Origin of the sequence: Blastopirellula retiformator (assembly GCF_007859755.1) — a bacterium.
GTDB lineage: Bacteria > Planctomycetota > Planctomycetia > Pirellulales > Pirellulaceae > Blastopirellula > Blastopirellula retiformator.
Genome location: NZ_SJPF01000001.1, coordinates 1548975 through 1575289 on the forward strand (window position 1 = coordinate 1548975; position 26315 = coordinate 1575289).

A 26315-nucleotide genomic window follows, 5' to 3' on the forward strand; every position below is an offset into this window, starting at 1 on the left:
CGGGCAAGGTTGATCGCCAGTCGACCAACGATCGCCGACACGGATCAGCAAATGATCAGTGCATGATTTTCTGCAAGATGGCGCCATGCCCGATGCGAAGTTTTCGCTCTTCGACTTCTTCGGCGGCGAGCGCCTGTTTGGGGCTGATTGACAGGGCGACCCATCCATCATAGAACGCCAATTGGGTCAGCTCGAATTGCTCCAGCCGCTTGTCATCGGCCACTTGGGGCGGAATGATCGGCAGCGAACGCTTTTTGGAGAAGACCTTGGCGAATACCCCCCGCAGCGCGATCTGGCCGCCGAAGCCAAGCTCGGATCCGTCCAGTTTGATCGTCCCTTCGCGAACCAGTTCGGCTCGCAAACCGTTGATCTGCGGAACGTAAGCGACGAAGACGCGGAAGTTGCGATAGACCCGTGAGCCGTTGGCGAGCTCGGCGATGGCGATCGCCATTTCGACTTTGCCATCCTGGATGCGGATTTCGATTGGGTTTTCATCGGCGAAGACGACCTCGACCCCTTCCGGAACCTGGTCCAGCAGATCGCCATCGGTGTGCGGCAACCGCGACTCGATCCGGCGAACGACGTCGTCCAGCGAATAGCGGCGGCCGGCCAACTGTAGCTGTCGGACGCTGTTGTTGAGCGACGACTCGTGCAGTTGTAGGCTTAGGGCAGCGTCTTCAAATGCAACCGGGCGCGGCGTGTGGGCGGCCAGCTGCATGTCGCCGGCAATGCGGAAGCGGCCAACCAATTGGTCTTCGGTGGTGCTCATGTCGACGACTGCCGGAGCCAGGCCCATTTCGCGCAGCGGGTTGACCGCCAACGTGACGAGCTTGTCTTGCCAGATATCGACCTTCTCATTCAGGCCGGCGTCGAGCTGCTCCATCGCGTTGCTTTCGACTTTGCGTTCGACCACGCGGCGGGCTTCGACCTGTTTCGCTTCCGACTGACTGCGGGCGACCGAGCGGACGATCGAACCGAGCAGCGGTACGGAATCATAGTCGGTCCTGAGGCCATTGATGCCGGTCGAGGTTTGGGCGGCCGCAGTCGCCGGCGAAACCCAGAAGCCGTTCCGATTGACGACCAGCTGCTTCGTCGCGTAGTAGTGCGAACGTCCATGATTGAAGACGGTCACCGGGCCAGAGCTGCTGGAGGTATTGCTATCAACCACACCGACCACTTCCAGCAGCAGGCGCCACTGATTGGGATCGGGCGAAAGCCGCAGCTTCAATTCGGTCTCGCGTCGGCTACGTCCAAAAACGCGATTGCCCAGGATGTGATCGTCGACGTCTTGTTCGGCCGGTTCCATTTGAGGCAGTAGGGCGTCAAGCAATACCGCGTTGACGGCGACGCGACAATTGGCGTTTCGGTAATGTCCGTCGATCAAGTCAGCCAACTCGACCACTTCCGGGTTTTCGTGCAGTTGCAGCGATAGGCAGGAATCGGCCAAATGCACTGCGTCGGTGGCGGTCAACGTCGACTCGAAGCGTTCGATTTGCACCAGCGCCGTGGCGAGAGAAACGTCGTCGGCCGCCCATTGGATCAGCTGTTGGCGGAACGGCTCAAACGACTCGCTCTGCAACAGCTCTTGTTGAGCCGGATCCAAATCGGACGAATCGATGCGGTGCAAAACTTTGCGGGCCAGTTTGCGTCGTTCCAGCTCTGGATAGCCGAGCGACATCGCGTCGCGGAGATGATCGAGCAACAGGAAGTCATTCCAGCTAAGCAGTTGGCCGCCGGTTCGCAGTTCGTCTTCGACACGGGCCAGCGGAGTCGCCATCCGCTCAGGATTGAGCGGCGATCGCGGCGTCATTTCGACGGATTTCGCACAAGCGTGCAGCGGACGCCAGACCGTTAGACGACGCTGGAGGGCGAAGCCAACCTGCAACATGTCGGTCCGTTTCCAGGAGTAGCCAAGCTGGTCGGCCAGCGTCGAAGCGTCGTTATGAATGGTGACCAAATCTTGCAGCAGAACGCTCGCTTCGGGAGACGCGAGCGGAAGTCCCTCCAACGCGTTCAGCTTTTCTTCCAGTCGCATTGCCCAGGAGGCGCACTCGGGATGAGCGGCGACGCGGGCGATCAGCGCTCGCAGTTGCGGGGTCGCCGGCCAGACTTCGGCCTGCGGCTGCGTCGCCGCTAGTGGCTGCGCGATGGTCAGCGGAGCCCGCTGCGGCGCTTCTTCGGGCCGCACCATCGTCGAGGCGCGGGGGAGCGTCGGCAGAACCGGATCGGGCGTTTCGGCGATAGCAGTCGCCGGCGCCGGAACGGATGCGACCGGCGGTGGTTCGACCGCTACCGGCGTCGACAAGTCGAGGGTGAACTGCTTTTCGACCCGCGGCGCCAGTTCGGCCTCTTGAGGGCGAGTGCTTGGATCGGCGAGCGTCGGGCCGCTTGCTGCGGCCGGCATTGGTCGCTGGGCGAGAGTTGGCTCTCCCTTTACCAGCGAAGGGTGGATCGCTGGGGTTGGCTCCGGCTTGGCTGGCGTTGGCAATTTAGGAGCGGGGAGAATCGGTCGCGCCGGCGCTCTTGTGGGCGCAGTCGTCTTCGCCTCGGCTACGCGTGTTGCGGAGCGGGGTGAGTCGTCTTGCTGCCAAAGCCAGGGTGATGCCACACTCAGGCCGAGCAGCAAGATGCCATACGCCCAGTAAGCTGGGTGGAGGATTTGGGGATTCCGCCTAGAAGTCACCGTGTTCTAACCCTCGAGAAGTGGCTGGTGCACTGCGAGTCCATAAAAGGACGTAACCCTAGAATCGGATTCTCCGCCTGCTTAGTGAAATCGGATTCGCGCAAACGGCGTCGCGGAGGGCGTTTTTTCCCAAGTGAAGTAAGCTTGCCAGCGACGCTAGCTGGCAGCCTCGCTCCAATCGCGCAAGATTCCGACGACCGCCGGGGCGTACGTGCGGACATCCCACGCTTCGGCGTAGGGCAGGCTAGCAAAGTCGAAACGCTGATCGGACTCGACTACGAAGATGCTCTCGGGCGGAGCTGCCGCTAGCAGCGTCTGAATCAGCGCCAGCATTTCGTCGGCCTGGCTGATGAACAGCTCGTAGGGAGGACTGCAGAAGACGACCCAAGGGGGCTCATCAAATTCGGGCAATCGCTTTGCCCAGAAGAAGGTGTTGGCGGCGAATAGCCGCGACCGTTCGCCCAGACCAAGATTGTCCAGGTTTTGGCGAATAAGTTTCGACGTCGGGATGTGGCGTTCGATGAAGGTCGCGCTGACGGCGCCGCGGCTGAGCGCCTCGATCCCCAGCGCGCCGGTGCCGGCGAACAGGTCAATCGCGTGCTTTTCCTTGATCGACGGGCCGACCAGGTTGAAGACCGAGGCCCGGACCCGCTCTTTCATGGGGCGGGTCACTTCTTCGCCGGAGTAGAGGAGTTTCTTATTCTTTAGCTCGCCGCCGATGATGCGGATCGGCGCATCCAAACGGAGCTCTTTTCCGCCGGCAGCGGACTTCGACTTCGGTTTCCCAGGGCGGCTTGGCATTCGGCTACAATCAAACGCAGTGACGTCAATTTAATCCGATCAGACGACCAAAATACGGGGCCGCCGTCAACCGGCTTGGTTCCCAGGAAGACCGATGAGCGACCCCGAGCCAAGCAGCGAACTGGAACAAGAGATTCGGCGTCATCGTCGCGCCCAGATTTTGTCGGTGGCGATCGGCAATGGAGCGACGCTGCTGATGCTGATCGGTTTGATGGTGCAGTCGAGCCTGCTAGCGGTCGGCGGAGCGGCGACGACTGCAATCTGCTTTATCTCGATCTTGTGGCGCGGTTGGAAGTCGGCCGCAGCGGCGAAGAAGCTCGATGAGAGCCACCAAGAAAAAACCCCGGCCTGAAAGGGCGAGGCGGAACACCCTTACAGGCCATTGGGGTCGAACTTCTGGCCCAGGCAAAGGCCGAAGTATCAGCGAAAGGCGAGCCTGACCGAAGTCAGGCTCACCGTGTCATTTTCTACTAGGCGCCTTGGGCAGCGGCTCCCGAGGTCGCGGTCGAAGCGGCCGCACTTCCACCCGGCGTGCCGCCCAACGACTCCGAGACCAGGTGCGGCGGGTAGGCGTACATACCGTGTTCGGTAATGTCCAGACCCTTGATTTCTTCTTCCGCCGGGACGCGAAGTCCGATGGTGAACTTGATCAGCAGGAAGATGATCAAGCTGGTGAAGAAGGCCCAAACGAAACCAACTGCGATACCGAGCAGCTGAGCCAGCAGCTGCTCATGGCCGAAGCCGAGCAGGATGCCCTTTTCGATACCGACGAGGCCGACCGCCAGGGTGCCCCATGCGCCGCAGACGCCATGGACCGAAACGGCGCCGACCGGATCGTCGATTTTCAGGTTGTCAATCATGACGCAGGAGAAGACCACGATGATACCGGCGATCAGGCCAACTGCGGCGGCCCAGCCTGGTGCGATGGTATCGCAACCGGCCGTGATTCCGACCAGACCGGCCAAGGCGCCGTTCAAGGCGAACGAGGTATCGGGCTTCTTGAACATAATCCACGAGGTGATCAGAGCACCAATGGCGCCAGCGGCGGCCGAAAGGTTGGTCGTCACACAGATGAAAGCGAAGTTCGAGTTCACCGAGGTCGTGCTACCCGGGTTAAAACCGAACCATCCCAACCAGAGAATGAACACGCCGAGGGCGGCCAACGGAATGTTGTGACCCGGGATCGGCTTGATCTTGCCGTCGGCGGTGTATTTGCCGATACGGGGACCGATGACGATGGCGCCCGCCAATGCGGCCCAACCGCCAACCGAGTGAACGACAGTCGAACCAGCAAAGTCGTAGAAGGCGATCTTATTAGAGGGGTCGCCGATATAGAAGGTGTTCAACCATCCAGCAGCGGGGTCGCCGGTCAGAATGCCCCAGGCCCATTTGCCGAAGATCGGGTAAACGATCAGGGTGATTAGAACGGAATAAGCCAAGTACGAAACGAACTTGGTGCGTTCCGCCATGGCGCCCGAAACGATCGTCGCGGCGGTCGCAGCGAATACCGTTTGGAAGATCAGGAACGCCCAGTTGAATTGATCTTCGCCCCCGTCATAGGCGAAGCCGTCAACGCCGATCAAGCCGCCTGCGGCCGAGGTGCCAAACATCAAGCCGAAACCGACAAGCCAGAAGGCGAGTGAACCGATGGAGAAGTCCATCAGGTTCTTCATGATGATGTTACAAGCGTTCTTGGCACGCGTGAAACCGCATTCCACCAGGGCGAAACCGGCCTGCATGAAGAACACGAGGAACGCAGCCAAGCAAGTCCAGAGCGTGTTGACGTTGTTCTTGAAAGCGGCCATTTCCACGGCCAACGATTCGACGGTCGGAGGAGTTTCCTCCTCTTCTTCGGCGGCGACTTCGGCTTCCGCCTCCATTTCGCCTTCGACGGCGGCTTCAACAGCCGGCGCTTCCGCCGCATTTTCGTCTTGCGCTCGCAGCGGTGCGGCGACCATCATCGCTACCGCCAGTGCACACAAAGTGCACCATAGTTTTGGGTTAAGGGAGAGGGAGCTCAACATGGGCGATTACCTTAAGTTGGAGTGAAAACAGTCAGCCTCTATTGCCAGGGCCAATTTCTTTTTGGGTTCGCGGTTCATGTTTGCCCGACTGCGGGCAACCGCCAGAAACGAGAACCTCACGTGCACGCCTCGGTGGAAAAGCAACAGTTGTGCCACCGAGTGCTGGCGCCGTTTATGAAAAAGGGAGAGAAAATAGTGCAAATAGCGACAAACCGTGTGGAGAGAAGCAGTTGCAGCGGACAACGCTTTATTCATAAACCGGAAAGATTTTGCGCCAGTTGGTCACTTTGCTGCGATCGTGCGCATGAACTCTGCGCGATCTCTTAGCAATTGATCGCCTAAATCGCGGCAATTACGCCGCCCATGGGAGAGGAACGGACCGCAATAGGCCGTTTCGGCCAATTAGAGGTAGAACGATTTCCAGAGCGATTTTCCCACAATCGCTGCCCTCACGCAGCGATCGTCGCTCTTGAAGGGGGGGGATGCGTCCGTAAAAGGAGTGAAAAGGCCTAGGCTCCTATTTTCGGCGGTCAACTCGGACCGTCGTAAGGTTCACAGCCGGAATTCGCTAGGGAGAGGCGATCGAATCGATGCGCACAATGCGAGCCCGGCCCTCGTCGTCAATCATCGCCACGCTTTCAGCGCGAATCGTATAAGGGCCCAGCGAGAATCCGCCAATTCCATATTGGCTGGCGATTGGATGCGCCGAACGAGCCAGCACCGCATAGAAATAGTCCGGATTGTGAGGATCGGCATTGGCGTCAAAGACGACCGTCGGCTGGACTTGGGTAATCGCCCCAAAAACCAGCATGCCTCCGCTCGAACCATTTTGATTGCAATTGCCGCCGCGTGGGTCATGGTTCAGGTTGTTCGTTTGCAGCGAAAAGGGGCCGCCAGCCACCAGGTTTCCGCTGGCAAAGTCTGCAGCGACTTGGCGCGCGGTGAGCGTTGAGTGAGGGGCGTTCTCGTCATGCTGGCCCCATTCGATCACGCCTGCTAATACGGCCGCTTCCAGGGCGTCTTCCACCTCGGCCCGAGCCAGCCACAGGCGGCCCGTTTCGATCGTCATCAGGAGTCCGATCAGCGCCAGCGGCATGAAGACGATCAGCCACAAGACCGAGACGCCACGTCGCGAGCGGCGGGCGAAAGGTTGGCGTTGAGTGGTGGCGATCGACATGAACTGGTTCTTACGGGACTAAAGTAGTATCGCTTGTTACGGACTGCCCGGGTTTTGCGGCGGGTTGAGCTGCATGTCGAGGTGACGCAGCGTCGTCGTCTGCGACACGATCCGCCCGCTGATATCCATCCCCAGCGATTGCAGCAGGTTCGGAGTCAGCCCGGTCATGGGAGTCTGGACGGCGACGCGGACGTAATTTCGGGTCGTCGGCAGGTGGTCCATCAGGTCCGTTGGGGCTGGATAGCTGGTTCCGTCCGCCAACTTCGTAACCCCGCTCTGCGTATCGTGGAGCAGAATGATTTGCCGGCCCGGCAAATTCAGCGTCTCTAGTTGCCGGTCGACCGCTGCGATCACGTTACTGGGAGGACTGCCGCCGCTGGGCAACGAGATTCGGGATGCGGTGAGCGCCCCAGCTCGACTTGCCGCCTCCAGACGAGGCAGATTGGCGTATAGCAGATAGAACTCGATGATCGCTAGTAGCAGGATTAGTAATATTGGCAGCGTCAGGATCAGCTCCAACACGACCCCCCCGCTGCGGCGTTTTGCCGGCCGTCGATACCCCAAAGGGCTCAGGAAATAGGGGCTTAGGCAAGACAAGCGAAACAATCTGTGTGGGGGAGAGTGGTGACCGGCGACAACTACTCATTAACGTGAGCAGGCCCGTCCGCGTCAACTATTTACCGGCCGGTTGGCGTAAGTTTCGCCGGATAAGCCGGTTATTCAGATAATTTGGGTTGGGAAGTTGTAAGTGGTTGTCCGCGTTATTACGGTAGAGGTTACGCCAAAAAAGCGCATTTGGCGAAGATTCGCTAGTTTGGCAGGACTGCGAATCCTGGAGTTTCCTCCCCCCACCCAGTAACCACCGGATTTCGCGCGAACATGAATTTTTTGAAATCTCGATTGAGCAAACTGGCCGCAGATCAGAATGGCGGCGTGTTTGTTGAATATCTGATCCTCCTCACCTTGATCGGGATCGGGGCGATTGCAGGCCTTGCCACCGTCCGCGGAGCGCTATTGAACGAGTTGATTGACCTGGCGGATGCGATCTCGCAAATCCAGATCTAGCAGAGGTATCCCGCAGTCTGCGGGGTCGGTTCAATAGTTCGTTCTCCGTTTCGGATGGTTGTCGCAAGAATGCGCGCCTTGTTCTCCAATACGATCTCGACGCGAAAGCGATCGCGCTCCGGCGTGCAAACGTTGGAGTTGGTGATTGCGTTTCCGCTGTTGCTGATCGCCTCGCTGGCGATTGTGCAGTTTGCGGCGCTTTCGGCGTTTCAGGCGACCGTCGAGGCCGCCGTCGCCGAAGCGGCCCGGGAAGCGGCCAAGACGATCAACCCAGCCGACGCGCCCCAAGCGGCGCGCGCGACCTTCAATCAAGCGATGCAGGTGCACGGGCTCTCGACCAGCACGCCCAAGATCGCGCTGGCGATCGATCAGGTCGGCGCGCACACCGTTTATGGCGACCCGTTGCTGGCTCCTTCGCCCGGTTCGGTGATGATGGGCGAGGTGCGCGTTTCGGCCGCCGTCTCGTTGCAAAGCGCACCGACGCTCAATCTGTTGAAAACGTTCGGCCTCGATTTCGACCAACGAATCGTAGAGATGACCCATGTTAGCGGCGCCTGAGCAGGAGCAACTTGGCATGGAATCGGCCAACGACAAGACGAACGACGCTTCGCCGCGCGATACGACGCCGCTATTGAGTGATCGTTATGCGCTTTCGCCGCTTGACTTTGCGATCGTCAGTTTCTTCGTCGTCGCGTTTCTGCTGTTTTATTACTTGCCGCTGTCGACGGTCGGCGTCTGGCGCGACATTTCGGTCGGGCGGACGATTCTGGCCGAATCGCAACTGCCGTCCCATCCAGTGCAGATGCCGCTGGCTGCGACCAGTTTGTATCGACCGACCAATTGGTTGGCGGACATCTCGTTGGCGCTCGTCAATCGCGCCGGCGGCCCCGAGGCGATTTCGTTGGCATCGACCTTGGTGGCGACTGGCTACTTGTTATTCGTTTACTTCGTGCTGTGCCCAAGCAGTTCGCCCAAATGGCTAAGACTGATCGCAGTTGCGCTGGCCGCTGCGACGTTGCTATTCTGTTGGCAAGGCCTGACCCCAGAACTCGCTTCGTCGGTGCGTCTCGCGCTATTTCTCACACCGCTGGCGATCTTCGCCGGCTGGCGACAATCAAATATGGCGCCATCGATTTGGAGTTGGATCGTCGCGCCCCTTGCGATCGTTGCGTGGGCCAACACGCATTGGACGTTCGTTGCGGGCCCACTACTGATGTCGGCGATTGCGGTGGGCGTCGCTTGCGATTCGCGGTTGACCGGTCGATCGTGGGGAGAAACCTGTGGTGATCGCCAGGTACAGGCTTGGGTTTGGTTGGCTCAGCTCTGTTGGTTCGTGACGCTGCTCAATCCATTTGGCTTTGGCGTCTGGGCCGAAGCATTGGCGCAGATCGTTCATCCGCTGGATGGATCGACGCCGCTGGTCTTGGCTTCGGGGCTCGGGGCGATCGTCGCATTGCTGGTGGCGGCGCTTGCTTGCTTGTTGCGACGATCGCAAACGCCAGTACATGGCGGCGATATCGCGATGTTCGTCGTCGCCATCAGTTTAGCGGCTTGCAATACGCATTTCGTTTTGACGTTGGTGGCGGTGGCGACGATGATTTGCCTACCAATGACCGCCGGCCTGTTCGCTCGCTCGGACAAGGCCGAGCCGGTGGCGACTTCGGATACGCAGGAGCCTCGGCCGCTGCGTTTCGCCTTTACGCTGTTGTCACTGTTGGCGATCTGGATCGGTTTTGCGCTGAGCCCAATCAGTGCGTCGGTCTTGGGGGGAACTCCGCGCATGTTGGCCAGTGCGATTGAAGATCCGCCGCTGGGCGTGGTTCGTTTTCTGCACGAAAACCGTCGCGAGCGGTTCATCTTGGCGCCGGTCGTCTGGAGCGACTTCATCGCATACGCCGACGCCGATGCCGAGATGTTCGCCACGTCGGACTTCGATCGTCTACCGCAACAAGCGAAGTTCGATTTTCGACGACTGTATCAAGGAGGCTCGCAATGGCAGCGGATCCTGGATCGGTATGACGTCGACACGCTGGTCATCGACAAGCGGGCGCACGGCGATTTCGCGACGCAGGTTCTGGGCGATGTCGGAGGGGACTGGCAGTTGGCTTGGGAAAACGCTCGCGCCTTGGTTCTCCAGCGAAGGAGCGCCGCATGAGCAGCAGCACACAATCCTCGCGGCGTGGGATGTCAACGCCCTTGTTTGTGATAGTGCAAGCGGTCCTGCTGGCGGTGCTTTCGACCGGAATCGCCTGGGCGATTCGCGGCGATCGCCAGGCGAGCGTCCCGAGCTTGCCGAACCTGCGAAACGCGCCGCAGTTGGTCGGGCCGCAGTACGACCTGCCGGAACTGATCACCGACGAGCAGCTGCGCACCGTTCTGGTCCGCTTGCGTCCCCGCTTTCGTCATCAACAGCCAAAGATCAACCATGTGGATCACGCGCTGCGGTTCTGGGGCGCCGATGCGAATTTCGCCGACGCCGAATGTCTCTCGGGCGAAGAGATGCGGCAGTTGCTGACCGACATGAACGTCTTTCACGAGTACTGGGGAGACGCGACCCGCGAGCTGGTTACCCCGGGCGAATCAGGCTGGGCCGTGCGAACGCAACAAGGCGCGGCAACTTCCAGCCATGTCGATCACACGTTGGCGACGCTGGCCGAGATCGGCACGCCGCTTGATTTTCCGCTGAAGTCGCGGGATGAGACGCTGACGCTGCGCGATCTGCTGGTCGGAGCGCTGCGTGACTTTCGCTTGAATCAACAAGAGTACGAATGGACTTCGATCGCCGCTGCAACGTTCGCTGCTGACGACGGCGGCTGGGTTTCGCGCGAAGGGGAACGGCTGACGTTTGATCAGTTGGCCCAGCGAATCATGCGGCAGCAGTGGGTGCAGGGAGTTTGCTATGGCAACCATCGCCTGTTCACGCTGGCCGCGCTGCTGCGATTGGATCAAGAGACTGGGCTGTTCCAAGACGCGGCGACGCGGGATGAAATCATCGCCCATTTGAGCGAGGCGACCCGCCGTCTGGTCGGCAGCCAAAACGAGGCAGGCTACTGGGATCAAAACTGGTACGACTCTTCCCAGACGCCGGTCGACGAAGGGCTCTCGGATCCGCTGTCGCGGCGGTTGCTCGCCACCGGGCACGCGCTGGAATGGTGGGCGATTGCACCGGAAGACGTGCAGCCCCCGCGAGAAACCAAGATCCGCGCTGGCCAGTGGTTGGCGACGGAAGTCGAGAAGATGAGCGACGACTCGATTCGCGACAATTACACCTTTTTAAGCCATGTTGGCCGAGCGCTTGCGCTATGGCGGGGCGCGTTGCCCGCTGAGCAGTGGGCCCGTCTCAAGTGTGACAAGGCATTGGATAACGACACAACGACTTCGGGCGAAGATGAAGATTCGTCCCTTTCCTCATGAGGTTCGCTAGCATGCGGCTATTAAATCGTCTTTGGTCCGACGAATCGGGTTTCGTGAATTCGGCGGAATTGCTATTGTTCAGTACGATTGTCGTGGTTGGTCTGATCGTGGGTCTGGCGACCCTTCGCGACGGTATCGTGCAAGAGTTGGGCGACACTGGGCAAGCCGTCGGTCAACTCGACCAATCTTATGCAGTGGAGTTCCAGAGCGGCGGACACCTCCAAGTCATGGGGAACCAAGTCATCGTCGACAAGACGTATGGCGGCGTTCACGTTGTGACTGGCTTTCGAAATTTTCGATATATCGATCGACCTGATCTCGGCGACGGCCCAGATGTCGCGGGACAACCTCCAGGTGGAATCGTTATTGGCGGCAATGACACCGATGAAAACGGCACGCCGCCGAATCCCCAGCCTTAATCCTTCGGGGGTTGTGCGTAATTTACGCAAGATATTCCGAAAAAATCAAGGAAGCCGGCTAGGCATAATCGTCAAAGTCATCACAATCTACGCTGTCTACAAATAAAATCATGAAGCGACATACAAATACCTTCCGATCGATCGCCGTTTGGATGCGGCGAGAACTGTGGCGAGATCAGCGCGGAGTCGTCTCGGCTTATGCGCTCATCCTGGTCGCGGTGGTGCTGATTTTGGGCGCCGTGGTCGGACTTACCAGTTTGCGTGACCACATCGTGCAGGAGTTTGGCGATCTCGGGGTAGCGATTGACAGCCTTGATCAGTCGTTCGGCTACGAGATTACAGTCACTCCGCCGGTAGGACCGCCGCAGGTCGTCGTCTCGGCGTTGTATGTCGACCAGGACGAACTGGGTTGGAGCGATCCGGCTGACCAGCCGCCGGCGAACTTGAGTTTCGCGCCCGGGTTTCCGGTCGGTCAGGGAGAAGACGGTCCAACTCCGTAACACACCAATGAAACATCCCTTGATAAGAAAATCGGTCGCGCGACGGCGTCTGGCGTCTCGCGGCCACCACCCAAAGTAAGCGTCTCGCTCGCTTGCCGAAGAGTCGAATGGCGGACTCGTTGCAACGGCACATTGAGCGACGTCGATATTTGATTTTCGCGGTCCGCCACAACAACAGGAGATTGCATAGATGCAACTGGTGAAACGCTTGTGGAATGATGAAGCAGGTTTCATCGTTTCCACTGAGTTGATTTTGATCGCGACGATCGTCGTGATCGGTTTGATCGTCGGCTTGGCCTCGGTTCGCGATGCGGTGACTTCGGAACTGTCCGACGTCGCGGGTGCGATCCAAGACCTGGATCAGAGCTACACCATCTGGGGCGTTACCGGTCACTCGGCCGCCGTCTCGGGTAGCGACTACGGCGACGCTTTGGACTATTGCGATGACAACGGCGACACGCCGGGCGGCATCGACAACTGCATTGTCATCAATGCGGCCAACGACACGGACGAAAGCGGCAACGCTCCGCTTCCGGTCAACCCGTAACGAACTTCGCCGGGTCGCGGCCGACCTGTTTCGGCACGACCAGGCGAGTGAGTTTTGATCTTGAAGTCGCGATTGGGATGTCGCGATTGATTCCTGTTTCCCAACTATTCTAATTGTGGAGTTTCTAAATGTCTTTGCTGAAACGCTTGTGGAACGATGAAGCTGGTTTCATCGTTTCGACCGAATTGATTTTGATTGCGACGATCGTCGTGATTGGTTTGATTGTTGGTCTGGCTTCGGTTCGTGATGCCGTTACCTCGGAACTGTCCGACGTCGCTGGCGCGATCCAAGACCTGGATCAAAGCTACACCATCTGGGGCATCACCGGTCACTCGGCCGCCGTCTCGGGTAGCGACTACAGCGACAATCTGGACTACTGCGACACCGATGGCGCCGTCGCTGGCCAAATTGACAACTGCATCGTCATCAGTGGGGCCAACGACACGGACGAAAGCGGCAACGCCCCGCTTCCGGTCAACCCGTAGTCGTACGTTTGTGACGCTCGCCGTCGCCCGGTTTGTTCGGTCGACGGTGAAAGCGGAAATCGAAAGAGGAGACCGCCGATCCGCGGATAGGCGGTCTCTCTTTTGACTATTGGGGTATCGGCGATTGAATTTGGACAGCGATCAAGCGAAGTCGAATAGAACGTGGACAAGCTGAATCTCGTCGCGGTCCTTGTGGTCGCCCTATTTACGGCGATCGCCTTTGGCGTCGACCTGAAAACCGGTAAGCTACCTAATTGGTTGACGATGCCGGCGCTGGGACTGGGCGTCCTGTTTCACTCGGTCGTCAACGGCTGGGGCGGTTTGCAGCATAGCCTGCTAGGCGCGGTTGTAGGATTCGCCCTCCTGCTGGTTCTCCTGTTGATCGGAGGAGGTGGGGGAGGAGACGTGAAGTTTATGGCGGCCCTCGGAGCCTGGTTTGGCCCGATTCTGGTCGTCCTGGTGTTTATCAGCAGTGCGGTTTTAGCGCTAATCATCACCATCTTCCTGGTCGTGGGAAAGATGATGTTTCGCGCCAGAACCGACAAGCCGGATGCGTCGGCTGGGGGAGATTCGGCGAAGGAAAAGCTCGATATCGCTCGGCAGACGCTTCCCTATGGGGTGCCGGTTTGCCTGGCCAGTTGGATCTTTCTTCTACTGCGACTGGTCATCCTGCTGAAGACGCCGCTCGAAAACGGCTAACCAGCGGCTATTTCTGGGGAAAATGGTCCGTTTCCCGGGTGAAACGGACGCCCCTGTAATTACACTAAGAACCAAGACACGCTTCGGTACGACAGGATGTTGTTCCGCAATTTCGGCACGGATCGCCGCTGAATTCAGATTTAGAAACAGCAACGGATCGCGCTAGCGGAGCGAGCACAATGTCTCGGTTGAGTCCTGGAACGTTATTATTGGGCGTAGTCGCCGTCATGTTCGGCTTGTTGGCCGCTTATGTGGTCCGCAAGAACATGACGCGAGAAGAGCCGGCGCCGGTCGTGGAAACGCCCCCGCCACCGGTCGAAACGTATGTCGTTCCGAAAGCGGCCGCCAATCTGATGGCGGGCCGTACCCTGACCATGGGCGACGTGGTCATCTACCGCTACACGCAAGAGCAGGTCGACGCTCAGCCGCTGCCGAGCGGGTACATGGTCAGCGCCGAGCAGATCATCGGCCGCACCTTGAAACAAGAACTGGCCGATAAGTCGGTCTTTACGCCCGACATGTTCTATCCGGAAGGAACGGGCCCCGGCATCGTTCAGGATCTGGAGCCAGGCCAACGCGCGTTCACCGTGCGAGTCGAATATGACGAAGCGGTCGAAGGGTTTGCTCGCCCCGGCACGAAGGTCGACGTGTTGTTTCGCGTCGACGCCGATGTCGAAAATGAGTTGCCGCAAACGACCGTGACGCTGCTGCAAGAAGTCAAAGTTCTGTCGTTCGACGCCAGTCCGTTGTCGGTCAATCCTATTGCCGATCCCCGCGTGGCCCGTCGACGTCAGACGGCGACCGTGACCCTGGCGGTGCAACCGCAGGACGTCATCAAGCTGCAAGTCGCCGAGAACCACGGCACGTTCGCGCTGGCGTTGGTTTCGCCAGATGGGAACGCCGTTTCTTACGACGGAGCGCCGCGCACGTTGTCGGAACTGATGGACCGCCGCCCGCCGTTGCGAACGATGATGCGGGTCTATCGCGGCGCGAGCATCTCGGAACTGGAGTTTCGCGAGAATGCTGACGGCCGCGATCAGTTGTTCCGCGCGTCGCAATCGCAGGACGCTGTCGACGCCGCGGCCGATGTCGCCGTCGCCAGCTAGCCGAGTCTCTTTCTCCCCCATCTTCGTAGGCAATCGCGCGATGATCATGTCCAGCCAAACCGCGGCCGACCGAGAAATCGACCAGGACGAACTGGAGTTCCAGCGTCTCAAGACGTCGCTGCATGCCGAGATGGTCGACTCGCTCGACTTGGGCGCCGTCACCAGCCGAAACGAAGAGGCGATCCGCGACGACATTCGCAACCTGTCGAGCAAATACTGCCAGCGCAAGAACCTGAAGCTGAATGACGAAACCCGCCGTCGTCTCGAGAAAGAGCTTGACTACGAACTGTTTGGTCTGGGGCCGATCGAGCCGCTGATGAAGGACCCCTCGATCAGCGACATTCTGGTCAACGGCGCCGCCGAGGTTTACATCGAACGTCACGGCCAGTTGGAACTGACCGATGTGATTTTCGCGGATGACGCCCACGTGCTGCGAATCATTCAGCGCGTCGTCGGCCGGGTAGGGCGCCGGATCGATGAAGTGAGCCCGATGGTCGACGCTCGCTTGCCGGACGGATCGCGGGTAAACGCCGTCGTGGCGCCTCTGGCGTTGGGCGGACCAAAAATGTCGATTCGCCGATTCGGCATCGAGCACCTACATCTGAAGAATCTGATCGCGACCGATTCGCTCTCGCAAGAGATGGCCGATTTTCTGCAGGCCTGCGTCGCTTCGCGGATCAGCTTCCTGATCTCCGGCGGTACCGGTGCCGGTAAGACCACCTTGCTGAACGCCTTGTCGGCGTCGATTCCGCATGACGAGCGGATCGTCACGATCGAAGATTCGGCCGAACTGTTGTTGCAGCATCCGCACGTCCTGGGCATGGAAACCCGGCCCTCCAACAGCGAAGGCGCCGGCGCCGTCACGCAGCGCGACCTGGTTCGCAACAGTTTGCGGATGCGTCCCGATCGCATCATCGTCGGCGAAGTGCGCGGGCCTGAAGCGCTCGACATGTTGCAGGCGATGAACACCGGTCACGAAGGTTCGCTGACGACGATTCACGCCAATGATTCGCTCGACGCGCTGGCCCGGCTAGAAATGATGGTCGCGATGACTGGTTTTGAGTTGCCGGTCAAAGTGGTTCGCCAATACGTTGCCGCTGGAATCAAGTTGGTGATTCATGTCGCCCGCTTGAAAGGGGGCGTTCGTCGCGTCACCCGCATCGCCGAGATTCGCGAAGTCAACGAGAACGGCGATTACGTCTTGGACGACATCTTCGGGTTCCGCCAAGAAGGACTCGACGAACATGGCCGGGCCAAAGGTCGCTTTTACGCTACCGGTTACTGGGCCGTTTGTCGAGAACGCTTCGCCGACGCGGGCGTCGATTTCGACGAGAACGTCATGCAGAAGCATGAATCGGATCCGATCTACGCCAAGTACATCAACTCGGTCGGCCGAGTCGCCCTGTCGAGCGAAGAGTCCGGCTTGATTGATCTGGCGGCGGATGCCGACCACCGCCATGAGCCCGCTGATCGAGAGGAGGAGTCGTAGTGCTCGATAATCTCGATCCCAACATCATCGCCGTGCTGATCTTTGCGGGCGTCGCTTCGGTGGCCGCGTTCATTTTTCTGGCGGTCAAAGAGCTGGCGTATGGTGGACAGAGCGGTTCGTCGACATTGGTCGGACTGCGGCAGTTTCCGCCCCGACGTAATTTGACCGAAGGTTCGTCGATCGGCGAGTTCGATCATTGGTTGACCCGCACGTTGTATCTCTCGGGCGTCGATTTCGGGCCGACGATGGCGGTGACGTTGTTGCTGGCGATCGGACTGACATGCGGCTTGGCGGCGTTTGTGTTTACCGAGGATCCGCTGGTGACCGGTTTGGCGACCGTGCTGGGGATCTTTGCCGGACTGGGCGTGTTGATCTGGATCAAGCGTCGTCGCTTACAGGCGTTTCAAACGCAGTTCCCCGGGGCGCTAGAGTTAATTGCACGTGCCGTTCGGGCCGGCGAAAGCTTTGAGCAAGCCGTTCACTTGGTGGGCGAGACAAGCGAAGATCCGATCGGTATCGAGTTCCGCCGCTGTGCCAAACAACTCGACGTCGGTTTGCCGGTTCCGGCCGCGATGGAAGGAATGGCGGATCGCGTCGAATTGATGGACGTCAAGATTTTCGCCACCACGATCAGCGTCCATCGCGAGTCAGGCGGCGCCTTGCCCGAAACCCTGGATCGGTTGGCGGCGGTCATTCGCGACCGGATGGCGTACCATCGCCAATTGCGGAGCATCACCAGCGCCGGGCGAATGTCGGCGACGATTATTTCGCTGCTCGCACCGCTGCTGCTGTTGTTCTTCCTGCTGTTTCAACCGGAGTACTTCAGCGAGTTCTTCTCTCATCCGTGGGGGCGATACTTGTTGCTGTTTGCCTTGATTAGCGAGGCGCTTGGTCTTTATTTCGTCTATCGCCTGGTGAAGGCCGACTACTAAATGGCCAACCAAAAAGCGGATCGTCAGAGTTACTTCCCATGAACAACCCCATGCTACTGGTCGTCGGCGCCTTCTTTGGCGTCACCCTGTTGATCTATCTGGTAGGGCGGTTGTTGCTTTCCAGCGATCGGAACCAGCCCGACGCGATGCTGCATCCCGGGGCCAAGCCGTCGATCGGTTTGGGGCGGATGACGCGGGCCTTCGCCGGAATCGTGCCGGTCTCTTCGTCGTCGTACGAGACGCTGCAGAAAGACATGGTCAAAGCGGGCTACTATCACCGTGACGCGGCGGATGAGTTTCTCGCGGTGCGTAACGCGGCGCTGGTTGCCTGGATTATCTTTGTCGGCGTCGCCTTGGTGGCGATTCCGGATCTGAGCGAATCGCTGACGCAGTTGATCTTGATCTTCAGCGTCGCGGTCCTGATTTTGATCTTCGCGATTCCGCGCGTCATTATCAGCTCGCAGGCGTCAGCCCGCGTTAGTCGTATTCAGCACGCATTGCCCGACGCGCTCGACATGATCACCATGACGACCACCGCGGGGCTGCCGCTGCAAAAGTCGATCAAGCGGGTCAGCGACGAGATGGTGCAAGCGCACGAAGACTTGGCGTGCGAGTTGATGATCATTGATCGTCAGGCTGAAACCGGCTCGCTCACCCAGGCGATTCAGAACTTCGCCAAACGGTTAGAGATCCCAGAAGTCAACGCGTTGTCGACGCTCGTTACCCAAGCGCAGCGCATTGGCGGCAGCGTAGCGGGAGCATTTCGCGAGTTTGCCGACAGCATTCGACGCACGCGGCGCCAGTTGGCCGAAGAGCGGGGGAATCAGAACTCGATCAAGCTGCTGATCCCGGTCATCTTTCTCTTGGCCCCGCCGATCTATATCTTGCTGCTGGGGCCATCGGCGTTGCGGCTGCATGACTTCATGACTACCGGCGCCCAGGAAGGTGGAGCGCTTGACCAGAACACGTCGGCCGCGGCGAGCCCGCTGCCAGAGCGGTACGAGTCGCCGTAGTTACTCGCTTCGCCGCGTGTCACGCAGCGTGTTTTCGGCAAAGCCCAGTCGTTGAGTAGCGCTCGGACTGTCGCTGATGGTCTGCTTCATCTGATTCAGCTTCAACGACGGCGGAATCGACATGATCTGCGGGTAGTGCAGGCCCGACTTGCTGGTCATCGCCGACTCGACCTTCGTTTCCAGCGACGCTTGACCGGCGTCCACGACCAACTGTTGCGTCTGCGCGGCATCGGCAACGGTGTTGGACGGGTTTTGCGGGGCCATGTAGGCGACCGGCGCGACCTGTTTGGGCGTTTCTTCTTCGGAGGCGGCGACGACAGGAGCTGCGGTTCGCTTCTGCGCCACCTGGTCGGCCGTTTTCTTCTCACGCTTGGTCGGAACCTTTCGCACCGGTTGGATGTGACCCCGCTTGCTGGCGATCTGCACCAGGGCTTGGGCGGCGCGTTTTAGTTCGGGGTTCATTTCCAGGGCCTGGTGGTAGTTGCCTTCAGCCGACTCCAGATCTCCCATCTGCGACTGGATGAAGGCGAGGTTGGCGTAAGCTTCCCCTTCGTCGACCGCCAGCATGAAGTGTTTCAGGCTCTCTTCATACCGCTGTTGTTCGCCCAGAATCAGCCCCAGGTTATTGTGCGCGGCGCGATACGAGCCGTCGGTCGCCAGCGACTTTTGGAAGTACTGTTCAGCGCCTTCCGTTTTGTTCTGCAGGTAGAGCCAATAGCCGTAGTCGTTGTAGAACTCGGCGGTTTGCAGGCCGCTGGCTTCGGCGGCTGTAAAGTACTTGCCGGCTTCGTCGTGGAGGCCCCGTTTGGCGGCCATCACACCCAGGCGATGGTTGGCGACGACGTTGTCGGGTTGCTCTTTCAGGATCGCATGGTAAATGCGTTCGGCCGACTCCGACTTGTCTTGACGTTCCGACAACCGCGCTAGACTTAGCTGTTGGCTATAGTTGGCCGGACCAGGATGAGCTGAGGAGAAGAGTCCGCCTCCCTGCCCAAACGGCGCCGAGGCGCAGCCGACGCAAGCGACGGAAACGAGCAAGGCGATCGGAGCGTATTTGGCCATGATGTTCGCTACTTTATTCGGTTGAAAGTCGTTCAATATCGGGGTGCGCTGGTCGGTCTTGCGGAAAGACGATTAGAAGAAACCGCCGCCGCCGCCAAATCCGCCGCCGAAGCCTCCGAATCCGCCACCAAAGCCGCCGCCGTTGCGGCCACGTCCGCCAATCCGCGAATTGCCATAGGCGGAGGCCGCTTCCGAGGCGTTCAAACCTTCCGAGAAGGATGGCGCCACGACGACGCGGTTCTCGGCGTCGGCGACGCCCATGTGCACCAGCGCCGAGACGACGACCTGACGACGTTTCTCGTCGATCTCGCTGTTGTAGTGGACCGGGTATTTGTAGGTGCTGCGAGGATCGACGCTCGTCTGGCTGCGCTCAACCACAACCGGAAAGCCGACCCCTTCCTTCATCTTGGCGGCGATCTGCTTGACGTGATCTTCGCCGTAGTCGTTCAGACGCCAGGCTTTGACGTTGCGGACCTTCTCTTCCGGCACGCTCGCTTCAAACTCGTGCATGTAGATGACGAACTTGGCGGCTTCCGCATTTTGCTCTTGGGCTTCGTTCATCTGATCGATCACCGAACCGAGCGGCGGATAGGGCGCCGGTTCGATGATGCCGTGCCGGTGGCAGCCTGTCACGGCGCCGAACATCACGACCGACAGGCCGAATCCAGCGACAATGTTGCGGCGTTTTTTCATCGGGAAGGTCCCTCAGTGATGGCTAGGTGAAAAATGTATCGAGAACAACGAAGGTGGGGGCGAGCCAGACTAGTCGGAGAAGCCGGCTGGTCCGTGGACGTAATACCCTTCGCTTTCCTGATATTGACCGCGGCACTTGCGAGCCTCGCGCTTGAGACGCACTTGCTCGAAGTTCTGGTGGTGAATCTGATGGCGATAGGTCGGCCAGACCGTGCTGCGGAAATCGTAGCCCGGCAAGCCTTCGATCTGCTGATGCAGGAAGAACTCTTTGTCGGTCGGGTCGGTCACTTCCATGCCCGGCAGGTAGAGCGGCACCTGGTCGCGTTCCATCGGGTGGACCAACTCGGGGCTGACCAGGATGACCAATTCGGTTTCGATCCGGCGGGTCGTCTGGCTGCCGAAGGCGGCGCCGACGTAAGGAATGTCGCCCAACAGCGGGAAGCGAGAACGGGACGCTTCTTGTTCGTCTTGAATCAAACCGGCGATCGCCAGCCATTGACCTTCACGCAGATCGACCGTCGTGACGGCGCCGCGAATATCGAGACCCGGCACTCCATCGACGCTCAGGTTTTGATTGACCGAGCTGACCGACGGCGCCACCGACAAGCGAATCATATCTTTGTCGGTCACCGTCGGAGTGAAGCTGACCTGCGTACCAAAGCCGCGGAACGAGGTGCTGACGGCGCCGATGCCGCCGACGCCGACTGCCGTGGGAACGGCGAATTCGCCGCCCGCGATAAAACTGGCCGATTGGCCGCTGAGGGTCATCAAGGTCGGCTCGGCCAGGATCTTGGCGGTCCCATTGCTGCTGAAGGCGCGAATGAACAGCTCGACGTCGCCCCCATCCAGAATGGCCGACAGGTTGCCGGCGCCGCCCATGATGGTGTGGGCGATCGAGAACGAATCTTCCACCACCGAGAAGTCCATGCCAAGTTCACGCGCCGCTTCTCGCGACAGTTCCGCAACGCGGACCTTCAGCATGACTTGTTGTTCGCCAGGGACTTCCAGCAGGTTAATTAGCGAAGTCGTTTGCAGGTCTTCGGCGTTCGGCAAGCGAGCGACCGAGCCGACGTTGACGGCGCCGCCGTTAGTCAGGTTCCCATTTTGGTTGACCGTTTGCTCGCCGACGACCGCCAGAATCTCGGCCGCCTCTTTGGCGTCGCGGGCCTGGCCGCGGATGATCAGTTTGTCGGCGATCGGGAAGAGTTGAACGCGGCTATAGGGGAATAGCTCGTTGATTCGCGCTTGCAGTTTGCCGAACTCCAGGTCGGCTCGATCGTCCTCTTGCTGCACGATAATCAGATATCGCAGCGTCGAGACGGTGCCGTCCGGATTGTTGAACCAGAGCGTCATCGTCGTCTGGCCGATTTGCGAGCCGATCACTTCCAACTCCGTCGGCGAGAATTCGTTGACTTCGACGATCGACGGATTGGTGATTGCGATACGGAAGACCGGCGCCTTGGTGCGGACGATCTTTGACTGCGACTCGAACAGACTGAAGATCAGCTCCGGTTCGAGTACCTCGTCAATCAGGTCGGACTGCTTTTGCAGCGTCGCCGAATTGGGGCTGGAGAGCTGCTCAATTTGGTTGGGCGCCGGCAACAATTCTTGCGCCTGGCCCCGCGCAATTCCCCACGAGCAGAGAATGATCGTCAGAGCCGCAAATGCGTTGGTTGTGTTGCGCATCGTCATCCTATTGGTCTTTCTATGTCGCAGCCGCCGTGGCTTGACGCGCAGATTCTTAGTCCGTCTGCTGAGTCAAGATGATCGGCAATGTCCTTTAGGATCGGAAAAGCTCTGCAGGTCAGTTCAGTCTGGTTGGCAAAATCCAATGATTTTGATGATTCTTCCTGATCGAGCGGCGCCATGCTGGCAGGTCAGAACGCTAGCGATGTACCCGGAAAATGGAGGTTCGGGCGGTTTGCGTAGTACGAAGAGATCTGCGCAAGCTCTCTGGGTGGATCCGGTTTTTCTGAGAACCGGCGACGCGATGTCCGAACTTAGGAAGGAGGCGTGACTCAAAGTCTGGGGTGCGTCCAGTTCCTGACGTTCTATCTGGGAAAGTAGCGGACGATGGTTCAACTTACATTTCTGGTTGCCGTAGCCGCCGTGTCGGCTCATCCTGGTCATGGCAGCACGACTCGCCATCTGATCCCGCCGTCGCTCCGCGAAAAGCCAGCAGTGCAGGCGCCGGCCAACGAGATCGGAACCGGCGTCATCAAACCGAGCGTCGCCAAAGCTAACGTCGTACAGCCGGTGAAGTACAACGCACCGACCGTCGCCGCGTATCCTGAAGAAACCGTCATCGAAGTCGCGCCGACCGAGCTCGAAACTTCGGCGGTTGATATATCGTACGCCGCGTCGCCGGTCGACTATACGTCTGGCCATGGCGAGGCCTACTTCGACCGGACCTCACGTCGCAGCGATCAGTACTATCACGGTTGCGAGCAGTACTACAGCTTCTGGTCCAATCACTGTATGCCGGCCGTCTGGTGCTGCCCCGGCAACATGCGACAGCATTTCCCGTACGAAGCCTCGCCCCACTTCTACTATTACTTCCGTCCGTACAACGCCGCGATGATCGCGCCGCAGCAGGTGGTCGCCGAGCAGTGGGTCGCCAACCCGCGCTTGCCATACTCGAACGACGTATTTGAAGAAGTCTACCGCGACTTCGACGCGAAGTTCGCCCCGCCGGCCGAATTGATCACGCCGTAGCGGCGCCGCGAGATTCGCACATGCCGTTCGTACCGAAAAGCCCCGCCGCCAATAGCGGGGCTTTTTGATGCGCCTCGCTCGAAAATGGCGATCCCGATACAATCTAGGCAATGCGGCACGGCTTTGCCGCACTTGCGCAAACGCTGGTAGGAATGCGATGGAGAGCAGACGAATACTGGGAATTGACCCCGGGCTGAACATCACCGGTTACGCCGTGGTCGAAGCGAAAAACCGCCAGGTGAAAATCATTGAGGCGGGCGTCGTGCGAGGCAAAGCGCGCGGTTCTTTGCCAGCCCGCGTGCGCGAAATCTACGATGGCGTGCGGGATGTGATCGAGACGCTCAAGCCCGAGGCGATGGCGATCGAGCAACTGTATTCGCACTACGAACGCCCCAAGACGGCCATCATCATGGGGCATGCCCGCGGCGTCCTCTGCCTGGCCGCCGAACAGGCCGGTCTGCCGATCCATCATTATTCGGCGACCCAGATCAAGAAGCTGCTGACCGGATCAGGTCGGGCCCCCAAAAGCCAGATGCAACTTTCGGTGCAGCGCGAACTGGGGCTGGCGGAAATCCCCGATCCGCCCGACGTCGCCGACGCTTTGGCCGTGGCCCTCTGCCACTATTATCTCGAGAGCTCGCCGACGCAGGTTGCGTAACGGCGTCGGTATCCTCTAAAAACGTGGTTTCGCTTTTCTTTGCGCATCCAGGAACCCTCGCGTTGATTACTAAAATTACGGGCAAAGTGAACTCGGTCAGCGAGACGGCGCTGTCGCTCGCCGTCGGGGCTTTTGAATACGAAGTTCTGATTCCCGAGTTTGTTCGTCGACAATTGCAAAATCGCATCGGCGAAGAGATTTCGCTCCACACGATCGAGTACCTGGACGGCAACCCTCAGCAGGGGCGTCTGACGCCGCGAATTATTGGGTTTTCTGATCGAATTGAGCGAGAGTTTTTCGAGCTGTTTTGCTCGGTAGACGGGGTCGGCGTCCGAAAAGCTTTGCGTGCGATGGTTCGCCCGGTCCAAGAAGTCGCCTCGTTGATCGAAGAACAAGACGCCAAGGGACTGTCGGCGCTGCCGGGGGTTGGACCCGCCACCGCCGAGCGGATTGTGGCGAAGCTGCGCCGCAAGGTGCCGAAATTCGCCCTGTTGGTCGGTCGCAACGATATCCCCGAGGATCTGGCGCCGCGCGACGTCATCACCGAGACGTTTGAAGTGCTGCGGTCGCTGGGGCATAGCGAAAGCGACGCCCGCAAGTTGGTTGACGCAGCCTTGGAAGGGAAGAAGAAGTATAAAGACGTCGAATCGCTGCTACAGGCAGTGTATCAGCTGAGTCACTCTAGTTAAGTCCTCTAGTCTCGAGTCGTCCGTCCCATGTCCACTGCCGAAACGATCCCGCACGATGAATTGGTCCAACCGATCGACGACGACGTAGTCGACGCGGAAGTTGTGCCGCCGTCGGGCAACCCGTGCCCGGCGTGTGGATGTCCGGTCGAGCCGCAAGACAAATTCTGCCCCGCCTGCGGTACGCCGAGCGAAGTGGTCGAGCCGCTCAAACCGGTCAACAGCCAAGATGACCAGCACAAGTTCCTGCAATGCAATAGCTGCGGCGCCAAGGTCAGCGTGTCGATCGATCAGCGGGCCTTCGTCTGTCCCTTTTGCGATTCCAACTACGTCGTCGAATACTCGCCAGAGGTCGCCGGGCGGCAGCGTCCCGAGTTTGTAATCGGCTTTCAGATCACGCCAGAGCAAGCCGAGGCGAAGTTCTACGCCTGGATCAAAGACAACAAGTGGTTTCGTCCCGGCGATCTACGGTTGGCGAAAGTGGCCGAGAAGCTGCGAGGCGTCTATCTGCCGTTTTGGGGTTTTACGATGTTGGCCGAAAGTCGCTGGTCGGCGTCGATCGGCGAATATTGGTATCGCACCGAAACGTATACCACGATGGAAAACGGCAAGATGGTCACCAAGACCCGGACCGTGACCGAGACCGAGTGGTGGCCGCTGGATGGAGAACATCATCGCTACTATAGCGGCTATATGATTTCAGCCAGCAAAGGACTGCAGCAAGCGGACGCCGACCGGATTAAACCGTTTAACTTGCCGGCGCTAAAGCGATACGAGCCGTTTTATCTGGCAGGCTGGAGCGCCGAAGAGTACTCGATCGAAAAGAACGAAGCGCTGCAGATTTGTCGCCAAGAGTTCTATCGCCGCGAACAGGCGAACATCGCCGGGTTCCTGCCGGGGAACACGCATCGTAGTTTGGTCGTCGATACGCAATTCAGCCGCGAAAGCTCAGACCTTTGTCTATTGCCGGTCTATTTGCTCAGCTACCGCTACAAAGACAAGCTCTATCGCTTTCTGGTCAACGGCCAGACCGGCAAGATCGCTGGCGACAAGCCGATTTCGTGGCAGCGGATCGGCGGGGTGATCGGCGGCGTCGTGGGGCTGTTGGTCCTGCTGGTGATTCTCATCCTGATTCTCAAGTCGCTGGGTTAGGAGCAGGATGAGCGAACGACTCGAAAAATGCCAGAACTGCGGCGCCCTGATTGACGAAGAGGATCTCTTCTGCGGGAACTGCGGAACCGAAGCGCCCCATCGTGAAGGACGCGAAGCGGACAAGGCGACGATGACGACCCTCAGCTTTGACTGCGAGGGATGCGGCGCTTCGATGAGCTATTCGGCCAAAGAGGGAACGCTCCGCTGTCCGTTTTGCGGCAGTGAGAAGCTCAAGAAAAAGAAGGATCACAAAACGGTCGCTCCGCAAGCGGCGATTCCGTTTGCGGTCGATCGATCGCAGGCGGAAAGCCTGATGCGGGACGCGCTCAAGAAGGGGTATTGGCGCCCCAGCGACTTGTCGACCGCCGCCATCATCGAGAAGATTACGCCGATCTACGTGCCGTTTTGGGTTTTTCAGGCGAAGGTTTTCAGCAACTGGACCGCCGACACGTCGGACTTGCCGTTTGGCTCGACCGGCGATTGGCGGCCCGTCTCGGGACAGCATCAAGCCGAATACCGTGGTTTGCTGGTTGGGGCGAGCGGCGCACTGACGCCGCATGAGACCGATGCGATCGGGCCGTTTCGCCTGGATGCGGCGGCTGAACCGGCCTCGGTCGATTTCGACTCGTTCACGGTCGAGGATTTTAAGGTGTCGCGAAAGTACGCGCGACCCTACGCCCGCAACGGACTGGAGGAGCTCGAGCGTCAGGCCTGCGACGCCGAATATGTTCCTCCCCGCAGTCGGAACGTCAAAGTGAACATGCGGATCCAGGACATGTCGAGCGAGCCGATGTTGCTGCCGATCTGGATCATGGCCTACCGCTACAAGGACAAGGTCTATCGCTTTCTGATCAACGGGCAAACCAGCAAGACCTTCGGTCAGGCTCCGGTTTCTTACGCCAAGATCGGGGTCGCCGTGGCGGCGACGGTCGGCGTTGCGTTGGCCGTACTGGCGGCGATGGCCATTTGTGCTGGACTTGCCGGACGGTAACCTT

General features: G+C 59.4%; 27 protein-coding genes. 19 read left to right on the forward strand and 8 right to left on the reverse strand.

Annotated elements, in window-relative coordinates; translation table 11 throughout:
* Positions 1 to 55: 55 nt before the first annotated feature.
* A complete protein-coding gene (locus Enr8_RS06450) occupies positions 56 to 2488 on the reverse strand; it encodes a hypothetical protein (protein WP_146429752.1) in 2433 nt (810 codons plus the stop codon).
* A gap of 351 nt (positions 2489 to 2839) precedes the next feature.
* Positions 2840 to 3484, reverse strand: a complete 645-nt coding sequence (locus tag Enr8_RS06455; RefSeq protein WP_146429753.1) for an RsmD family RNA methyltransferase — start codon at positions 3482 to 3484, stop codon at positions 2840 to 2842.
* Positions 3485 to 3578: 94 nt separating this feature from the next.
* On the opposite strand from Enr8_RS06455, the gene Enr8_RS06460 reads away from it, so the two are divergent.
* Complete coding sequence (locus tag Enr8_RS06460) at positions 3579 to 3836, forward strand: hypothetical protein (protein ID WP_146429754.1); 258 nt, start codon at positions 3579 to 3581, stop codon at positions 3834 to 3836.
* Positions 3837 to 3954: 118 nt separating this feature from the next.
* Here the strand turns inward: Enr8_RS06460 and Enr8_RS06465 are convergent, their stop codons facing one another.
* The 3 genes from Enr8_RS06465 to Enr8_RS06475 all read right to left on the reverse strand — a co-directional run bounded on the left by Enr8_RS06465 (position 3955) and on the right by Enr8_RS06475 (position 7207).
* Positions 3955 to 5508, reverse strand: coding sequence for an ammonium transporter (locus tag Enr8_RS06465; RefSeq protein ID WP_246119961.1), 1554 nt, complete (start codon positions 5506 to 5508; stop codon positions 3955 to 3957).
* 568 nt (positions 5509 to 6076) lie between these two features.
* Positions 6077 to 6685 (reverse strand): TadE/TadG family type IV pilus assembly protein, encoded by a 609-nt coding sequence (locus Enr8_RS06470; RefSeq protein WP_146429755.1) that lies wholly within the window; start codon positions 6683 to 6685, stop codon positions 6077 to 6079.
* A gap of 36 nt (positions 6686 to 6721) precedes the next feature.
* Positions 6722 to 7207 carry a TadE/TadG family type IV pilus assembly protein gene (locus Enr8_RS06475; RefSeq protein WP_186767466.1) on the reverse strand — a complete coding sequence of 162 codons (486 nt, stop codon included), beginning with the start codon at positions 7205 to 7207 and terminating at the stop codon, positions 6722 to 6724.
* Positions 7208 to 7564: 357 nt separating this feature from the next.
* On the opposite strand from Enr8_RS06475, the gene Enr8_RS06480 reads away from it, so the two are divergent.
* The 13 genes from Enr8_RS06480 (at position 7565) to Enr8_RS06540 (ending at position 18354) form a co-directional block, all read left to right on the forward strand.
* Positions 7565 to 7750: a hypothetical protein gene (locus tag Enr8_RS06480; protein ID WP_146429757.1), complete on the forward strand. Its 186-nt coding sequence runs from the start codon at positions 7565 to 7567 to the stop codon at positions 7748 to 7750.
* A 69-nt stretch (positions 7751 to 7819) separates the two neighbouring features.
* Positions 7820 to 8308 carry a hypothetical protein gene (locus Enr8_RS06485; protein WP_146429758.1) on the forward strand — a complete coding sequence of 163 codons (489 nt, stop codon included), beginning with the start codon at positions 7820 to 7822 and terminating at the stop codon, positions 8306 to 8308.
* Positions 8292 to 9905 (forward strand): hypothetical protein, encoded by a 1614-nt coding sequence (locus tag Enr8_RS06490; RefSeq protein WP_146429759.1) that lies wholly within the window; start codon positions 8292 to 8294, stop codon positions 9903 to 9905. The genes Enr8_RS06485 and Enr8_RS06490 overlap by 17 nt, the downstream gene beginning before the upstream one ends.
* Positions 9902 to 11164 (forward strand): hypothetical protein, encoded by a 1263-nt coding sequence (locus tag Enr8_RS06495; RefSeq protein ID WP_146429760.1) that lies wholly within the window; start codon positions 9902 to 9904, stop codon positions 11162 to 11164. Before Enr8_RS06490 ends, Enr8_RS06495 begins: the two co-directional genes overlap by 4 nt.
* Before the next feature lie 53 nt (positions 11165 to 11217).
* Positions 11218 to 11583 carry a hypothetical protein gene (locus tag Enr8_RS06500; protein ID WP_146429761.1) on the forward strand — a complete coding sequence of 122 codons (366 nt, stop codon included), beginning with the start codon at positions 11218 to 11220 and terminating at the stop codon, positions 11581 to 11583.
* A 110-nt stretch (positions 11584 to 11693) separates the two neighbouring features.
* A complete protein-coding gene (locus Enr8_RS06505) occupies positions 11694 to 12083 on the forward strand; it encodes a hypothetical protein (protein ID WP_146429762.1) in 390 nt (129 codons plus the stop codon).
* Between the two features lie 190 nt (positions 12084 to 12273).
* On the forward strand, positions 12274 to 12630 hold the full coding sequence (locus Enr8_RS06510) for a Flp family type IVb pilin (RefSeq protein ID WP_146429763.1): 357 nt from the start codon (positions 12274 to 12276) through the stop codon (positions 12628 to 12630).
* Between the two features lie 128 nt (positions 12631 to 12758).
* Positions 12759 to 13115, forward strand: coding sequence for a Flp family type IVb pilin (locus Enr8_RS06515; protein ID WP_146429764.1), 357 nt, complete (start codon positions 12759 to 12761; stop codon positions 13113 to 13115).
* Positions 13116 to 13277: 162 nt separating this feature from the next.
* A complete protein-coding gene (locus Enr8_RS06520) occupies positions 13278 to 13814 on the forward strand; it encodes an A24 family peptidase (RefSeq protein ID WP_146429765.1) in 537 nt (178 codons plus the stop codon).
* Between the two features lie 179 nt (positions 13815 to 13993).
* Positions 13994 to 14920, forward strand: a complete 927-nt coding sequence (cpaB, locus tag Enr8_RS06525; RefSeq protein ID WP_146429766.1) for a Flp pilus assembly protein CpaB — start codon at positions 13994 to 13996, stop codon at positions 14918 to 14920.
* Positions 14921 to 14960: 40 nt separating this feature from the next.
* Positions 14961 to 16409, forward strand: a complete 1449-nt coding sequence (locus Enr8_RS06530; RefSeq protein ID WP_146429767.1) for a CpaF family protein — start codon at positions 14961 to 14963, stop codon at positions 16407 to 16409.
* Positions 16409 to 17341: a type II secretion system F family protein gene (locus Enr8_RS06535; protein ID WP_146429768.1), complete on the forward strand. Its 933-nt coding sequence runs from the start codon at positions 16409 to 16411 to the stop codon at positions 17339 to 17341. Before Enr8_RS06530 ends, Enr8_RS06535 begins: the two co-directional genes overlap by 1 nt.
* 38 nt (positions 17342 to 17379) lie before the next feature.
* A complete protein-coding gene (locus Enr8_RS06540; RefSeq protein ID WP_146429769.1) occupies positions 17380 to 18354 on the forward strand; it encodes a type II secretion system F family protein in 975 nt (324 codons plus the stop codon).
* Here the strand turns inward: Enr8_RS06540 and Enr8_RS06545 are convergent, their stop codons facing one another.
* The 3 genes from Enr8_RS06545 to Enr8_RS06555 form a co-directional block, all read right to left on the reverse strand.
* Entirely contained in the window at positions 18355 to 19416 is a 1062-nt protein-coding gene (locus tag Enr8_RS06545; RefSeq protein ID WP_146429770.1) for a tetratricopeptide repeat protein, read from the reverse strand.
* A gap of 72 nt (positions 19417 to 19488) precedes the next feature.
* Entirely contained in the window at positions 19489 to 20109 is a 621-nt protein-coding gene (locus Enr8_RS25260; protein WP_186767467.1) for a hypothetical protein, read from the reverse strand.
* Positions 20110 to 20178: 69 nt separating this feature from the next.
* Positions 20179 to 21801, reverse strand: a complete 1623-nt coding sequence (locus tag Enr8_RS06555) for a type II and III secretion system protein family protein (RefSeq protein ID WP_146429771.1) — start codon at positions 21799 to 21801, stop codon at positions 20179 to 20181.
* A 381-nt stretch (positions 21802 to 22182) separates the two neighbouring features.
* On the opposite strand from Enr8_RS06555, the gene Enr8_RS06560 reads away from it, so the two are divergent.
* From Enr8_RS06560 to Enr8_RS06580, 5 genes are all read left to right on the forward strand, one after another.
* Positions 22183 to 22824: a hypothetical protein gene (locus Enr8_RS06560; RefSeq protein WP_146429772.1), complete on the forward strand. Its 642-nt coding sequence runs from the start codon at positions 22183 to 22185 to the stop codon at positions 22822 to 22824.
* A 157-nt stretch (positions 22825 to 22981) separates the two neighbouring features.
* Positions 22982 to 23482, forward strand: a complete 501-nt coding sequence (gene ruvC / locus Enr8_RS06565; RefSeq protein ID WP_146429773.1) for a crossover junction endodeoxyribonuclease RuvC — start codon at positions 22982 to 22984, stop codon at positions 23480 to 23482.
* 62 nt (positions 23483 to 23544) lie between these two features.
* Positions 23545 to 24171 (forward strand): Holliday junction branch migration protein RuvA, encoded by a 627-nt coding sequence (gene ruvA, locus Enr8_RS06570; protein WP_146429774.1) that lies wholly within the window; start codon positions 23545 to 23547, stop codon positions 24169 to 24171.
* 27 nt (positions 24172 to 24198) lie between these two features.
* On the forward strand, positions 24199 to 25320 hold the full coding sequence (locus Enr8_RS06575) for a zinc ribbon domain-containing protein (RefSeq protein ID WP_146429775.1): 1122 nt from the start codon (positions 24199 to 24201) through the stop codon (positions 25318 to 25320).
* A gap of 7 nt (positions 25321 to 25327) precedes the next feature.
* Positions 25328 to 26311 (forward strand): zinc ribbon domain-containing protein, encoded by a 984-nt coding sequence (locus tag Enr8_RS06580; RefSeq protein WP_146429776.1) that lies wholly within the window; start codon positions 25328 to 25330, stop codon positions 26309 to 26311.
* Positions 26312 to 26315: the final 4 nt, after the last annotated feature.

Excerpts from the sequence above, each read along its gene's own strand:
- Enr8_RS25260 (WP_186767467.1), bottom strand. The coding sequence starts at position 20,109 with ATGAAAAAACGCCGCAACATTGTCGCTGGATTCGGCCTGTCGGTCGTG.
- Enr8_RS06560 (WP_146429772.1), top strand. The coding sequence starts at position 22,183 with ATGGTTCAACTTACATTTCTGGTTGCCGTAGCCGCCGTGTCGGCTCAT.
- cpaB (WP_146429766.1), top strand. The coding sequence starts at position 13,994 with ATGTCTCGGTTGAGTCCTGGAACGTTATTATTGGGCGTAGTCGCCGTC.
- Enr8_RS06545 (WP_146429770.1), bottom strand. The coding sequence starts at position 19,416 with ATGGCCAAATACGCTCCGATCGCCTTGCTCGTTTCCGTCGCTTGCGTC.
- Enr8_RS06575 (WP_146429775.1), top strand. The coding sequence starts at position 24,199 with ATGTCCACTGCCGAAACGATCCCGCACGATGAATTGGTCCAACCGATC.
- Enr8_RS06455 (WP_146429753.1), bottom strand. The coding sequence starts at position 3,484 with ATGCCAAGCCGCCCTGGGAAACCGAAGTCGAAGTCCGCTGCCGGCGGA.
- Enr8_RS06480 (WP_146429757.1), top strand. The coding sequence starts at position 7,565 with ATGAATTTTTTGAAATCTCGATTGAGCAAACTGGCCGCAGATCAGAAT.
- Enr8_RS06510 (WP_146429763.1), top strand. The coding sequence starts at position 12,274 with ATGCAACTGGTGAAACGCTTGTGGAATGATGAAGCAGGTTTCATCGTT.
- Enr8_RS06495 (WP_146429760.1), top strand. The coding sequence starts at position 9,902 with ATGAGCAGCAGCACACAATCCTCGCGGCGTGGGATGTCAACGCCCTTG.
- Enr8_RS06470 (WP_146429755.1), bottom strand. The coding sequence starts at position 6,685 with ATGTCGATCGCCACCACTCAACGCCAACCTTTCGCCCGCCGCTCGCGA.
- Enr8_RS06465 (WP_246119961.1), bottom strand. The coding sequence starts at position 5,508 with ATGTTGAGCTCCCTCTCCCTTAACCCAAAACTATGGTGCACTTTGTGT.
- Enr8_RS06540 (WP_146429769.1), top strand. The coding sequence starts at position 17,380 with ATGAACAACCCCATGCTACTGGTCGTCGGCGCCTTCTTTGGCGTCACC.
- Enr8_RS06505 (WP_146429762.1), top strand. The coding sequence starts at position 11,694 with ATGAAGCGACATACAAATACCTTCCGATCGATCGCCGTTTGGATGCGG.
- ruvC (WP_146429773.1), top strand. The coding sequence starts at position 22,982 with ATGGAGAGCAGACGAATACTGGGAATTGACCCCGGGCTGAACATCACC.
- Enr8_RS06555 (WP_146429771.1), bottom strand. The coding sequence starts at position 21,801 with ATGACGATGCGCAACACAACCAACGCATTTGCGGCTCTGACGATCATT.
- Enr8_RS06460 (WP_146429754.1), top strand. The coding sequence starts at position 3,579 with ATGAGCGACCCCGAGCCAAGCAGCGAACTGGAACAAGAGATTCGGCGT.
- Enr8_RS06530 (WP_146429767.1), top strand. The coding sequence starts at position 14,961 with ATGATCATGTCCAGCCAAACCGCGGCCGACCGAGAAATCGACCAGGAC.
- Enr8_RS06490 (WP_146429759.1), top strand. The coding sequence starts at position 8,292 with ATGTTAGCGGCGCCTGAGCAGGAGCAACTTGGCATGGAATCGGCCAAC.
- Enr8_RS06485 (WP_146429758.1), top strand. The coding sequence starts at position 7,820 with ATGCGCGCCTTGTTCTCCAATACGATCTCGACGCGAAAGCGATCGCGC.
- Enr8_RS06515 (WP_146429764.1), top strand. The coding sequence starts at position 12,759 with ATGTCTTTGCTGAAACGCTTGTGGAACGATGAAGCTGGTTTCATCGTT.
- Enr8_RS06580 (WP_146429776.1), top strand. The coding sequence starts at position 25,328 with ATGAGCGAACGACTCGAAAAATGCCAGAACTGCGGCGCCCTGATTGAC.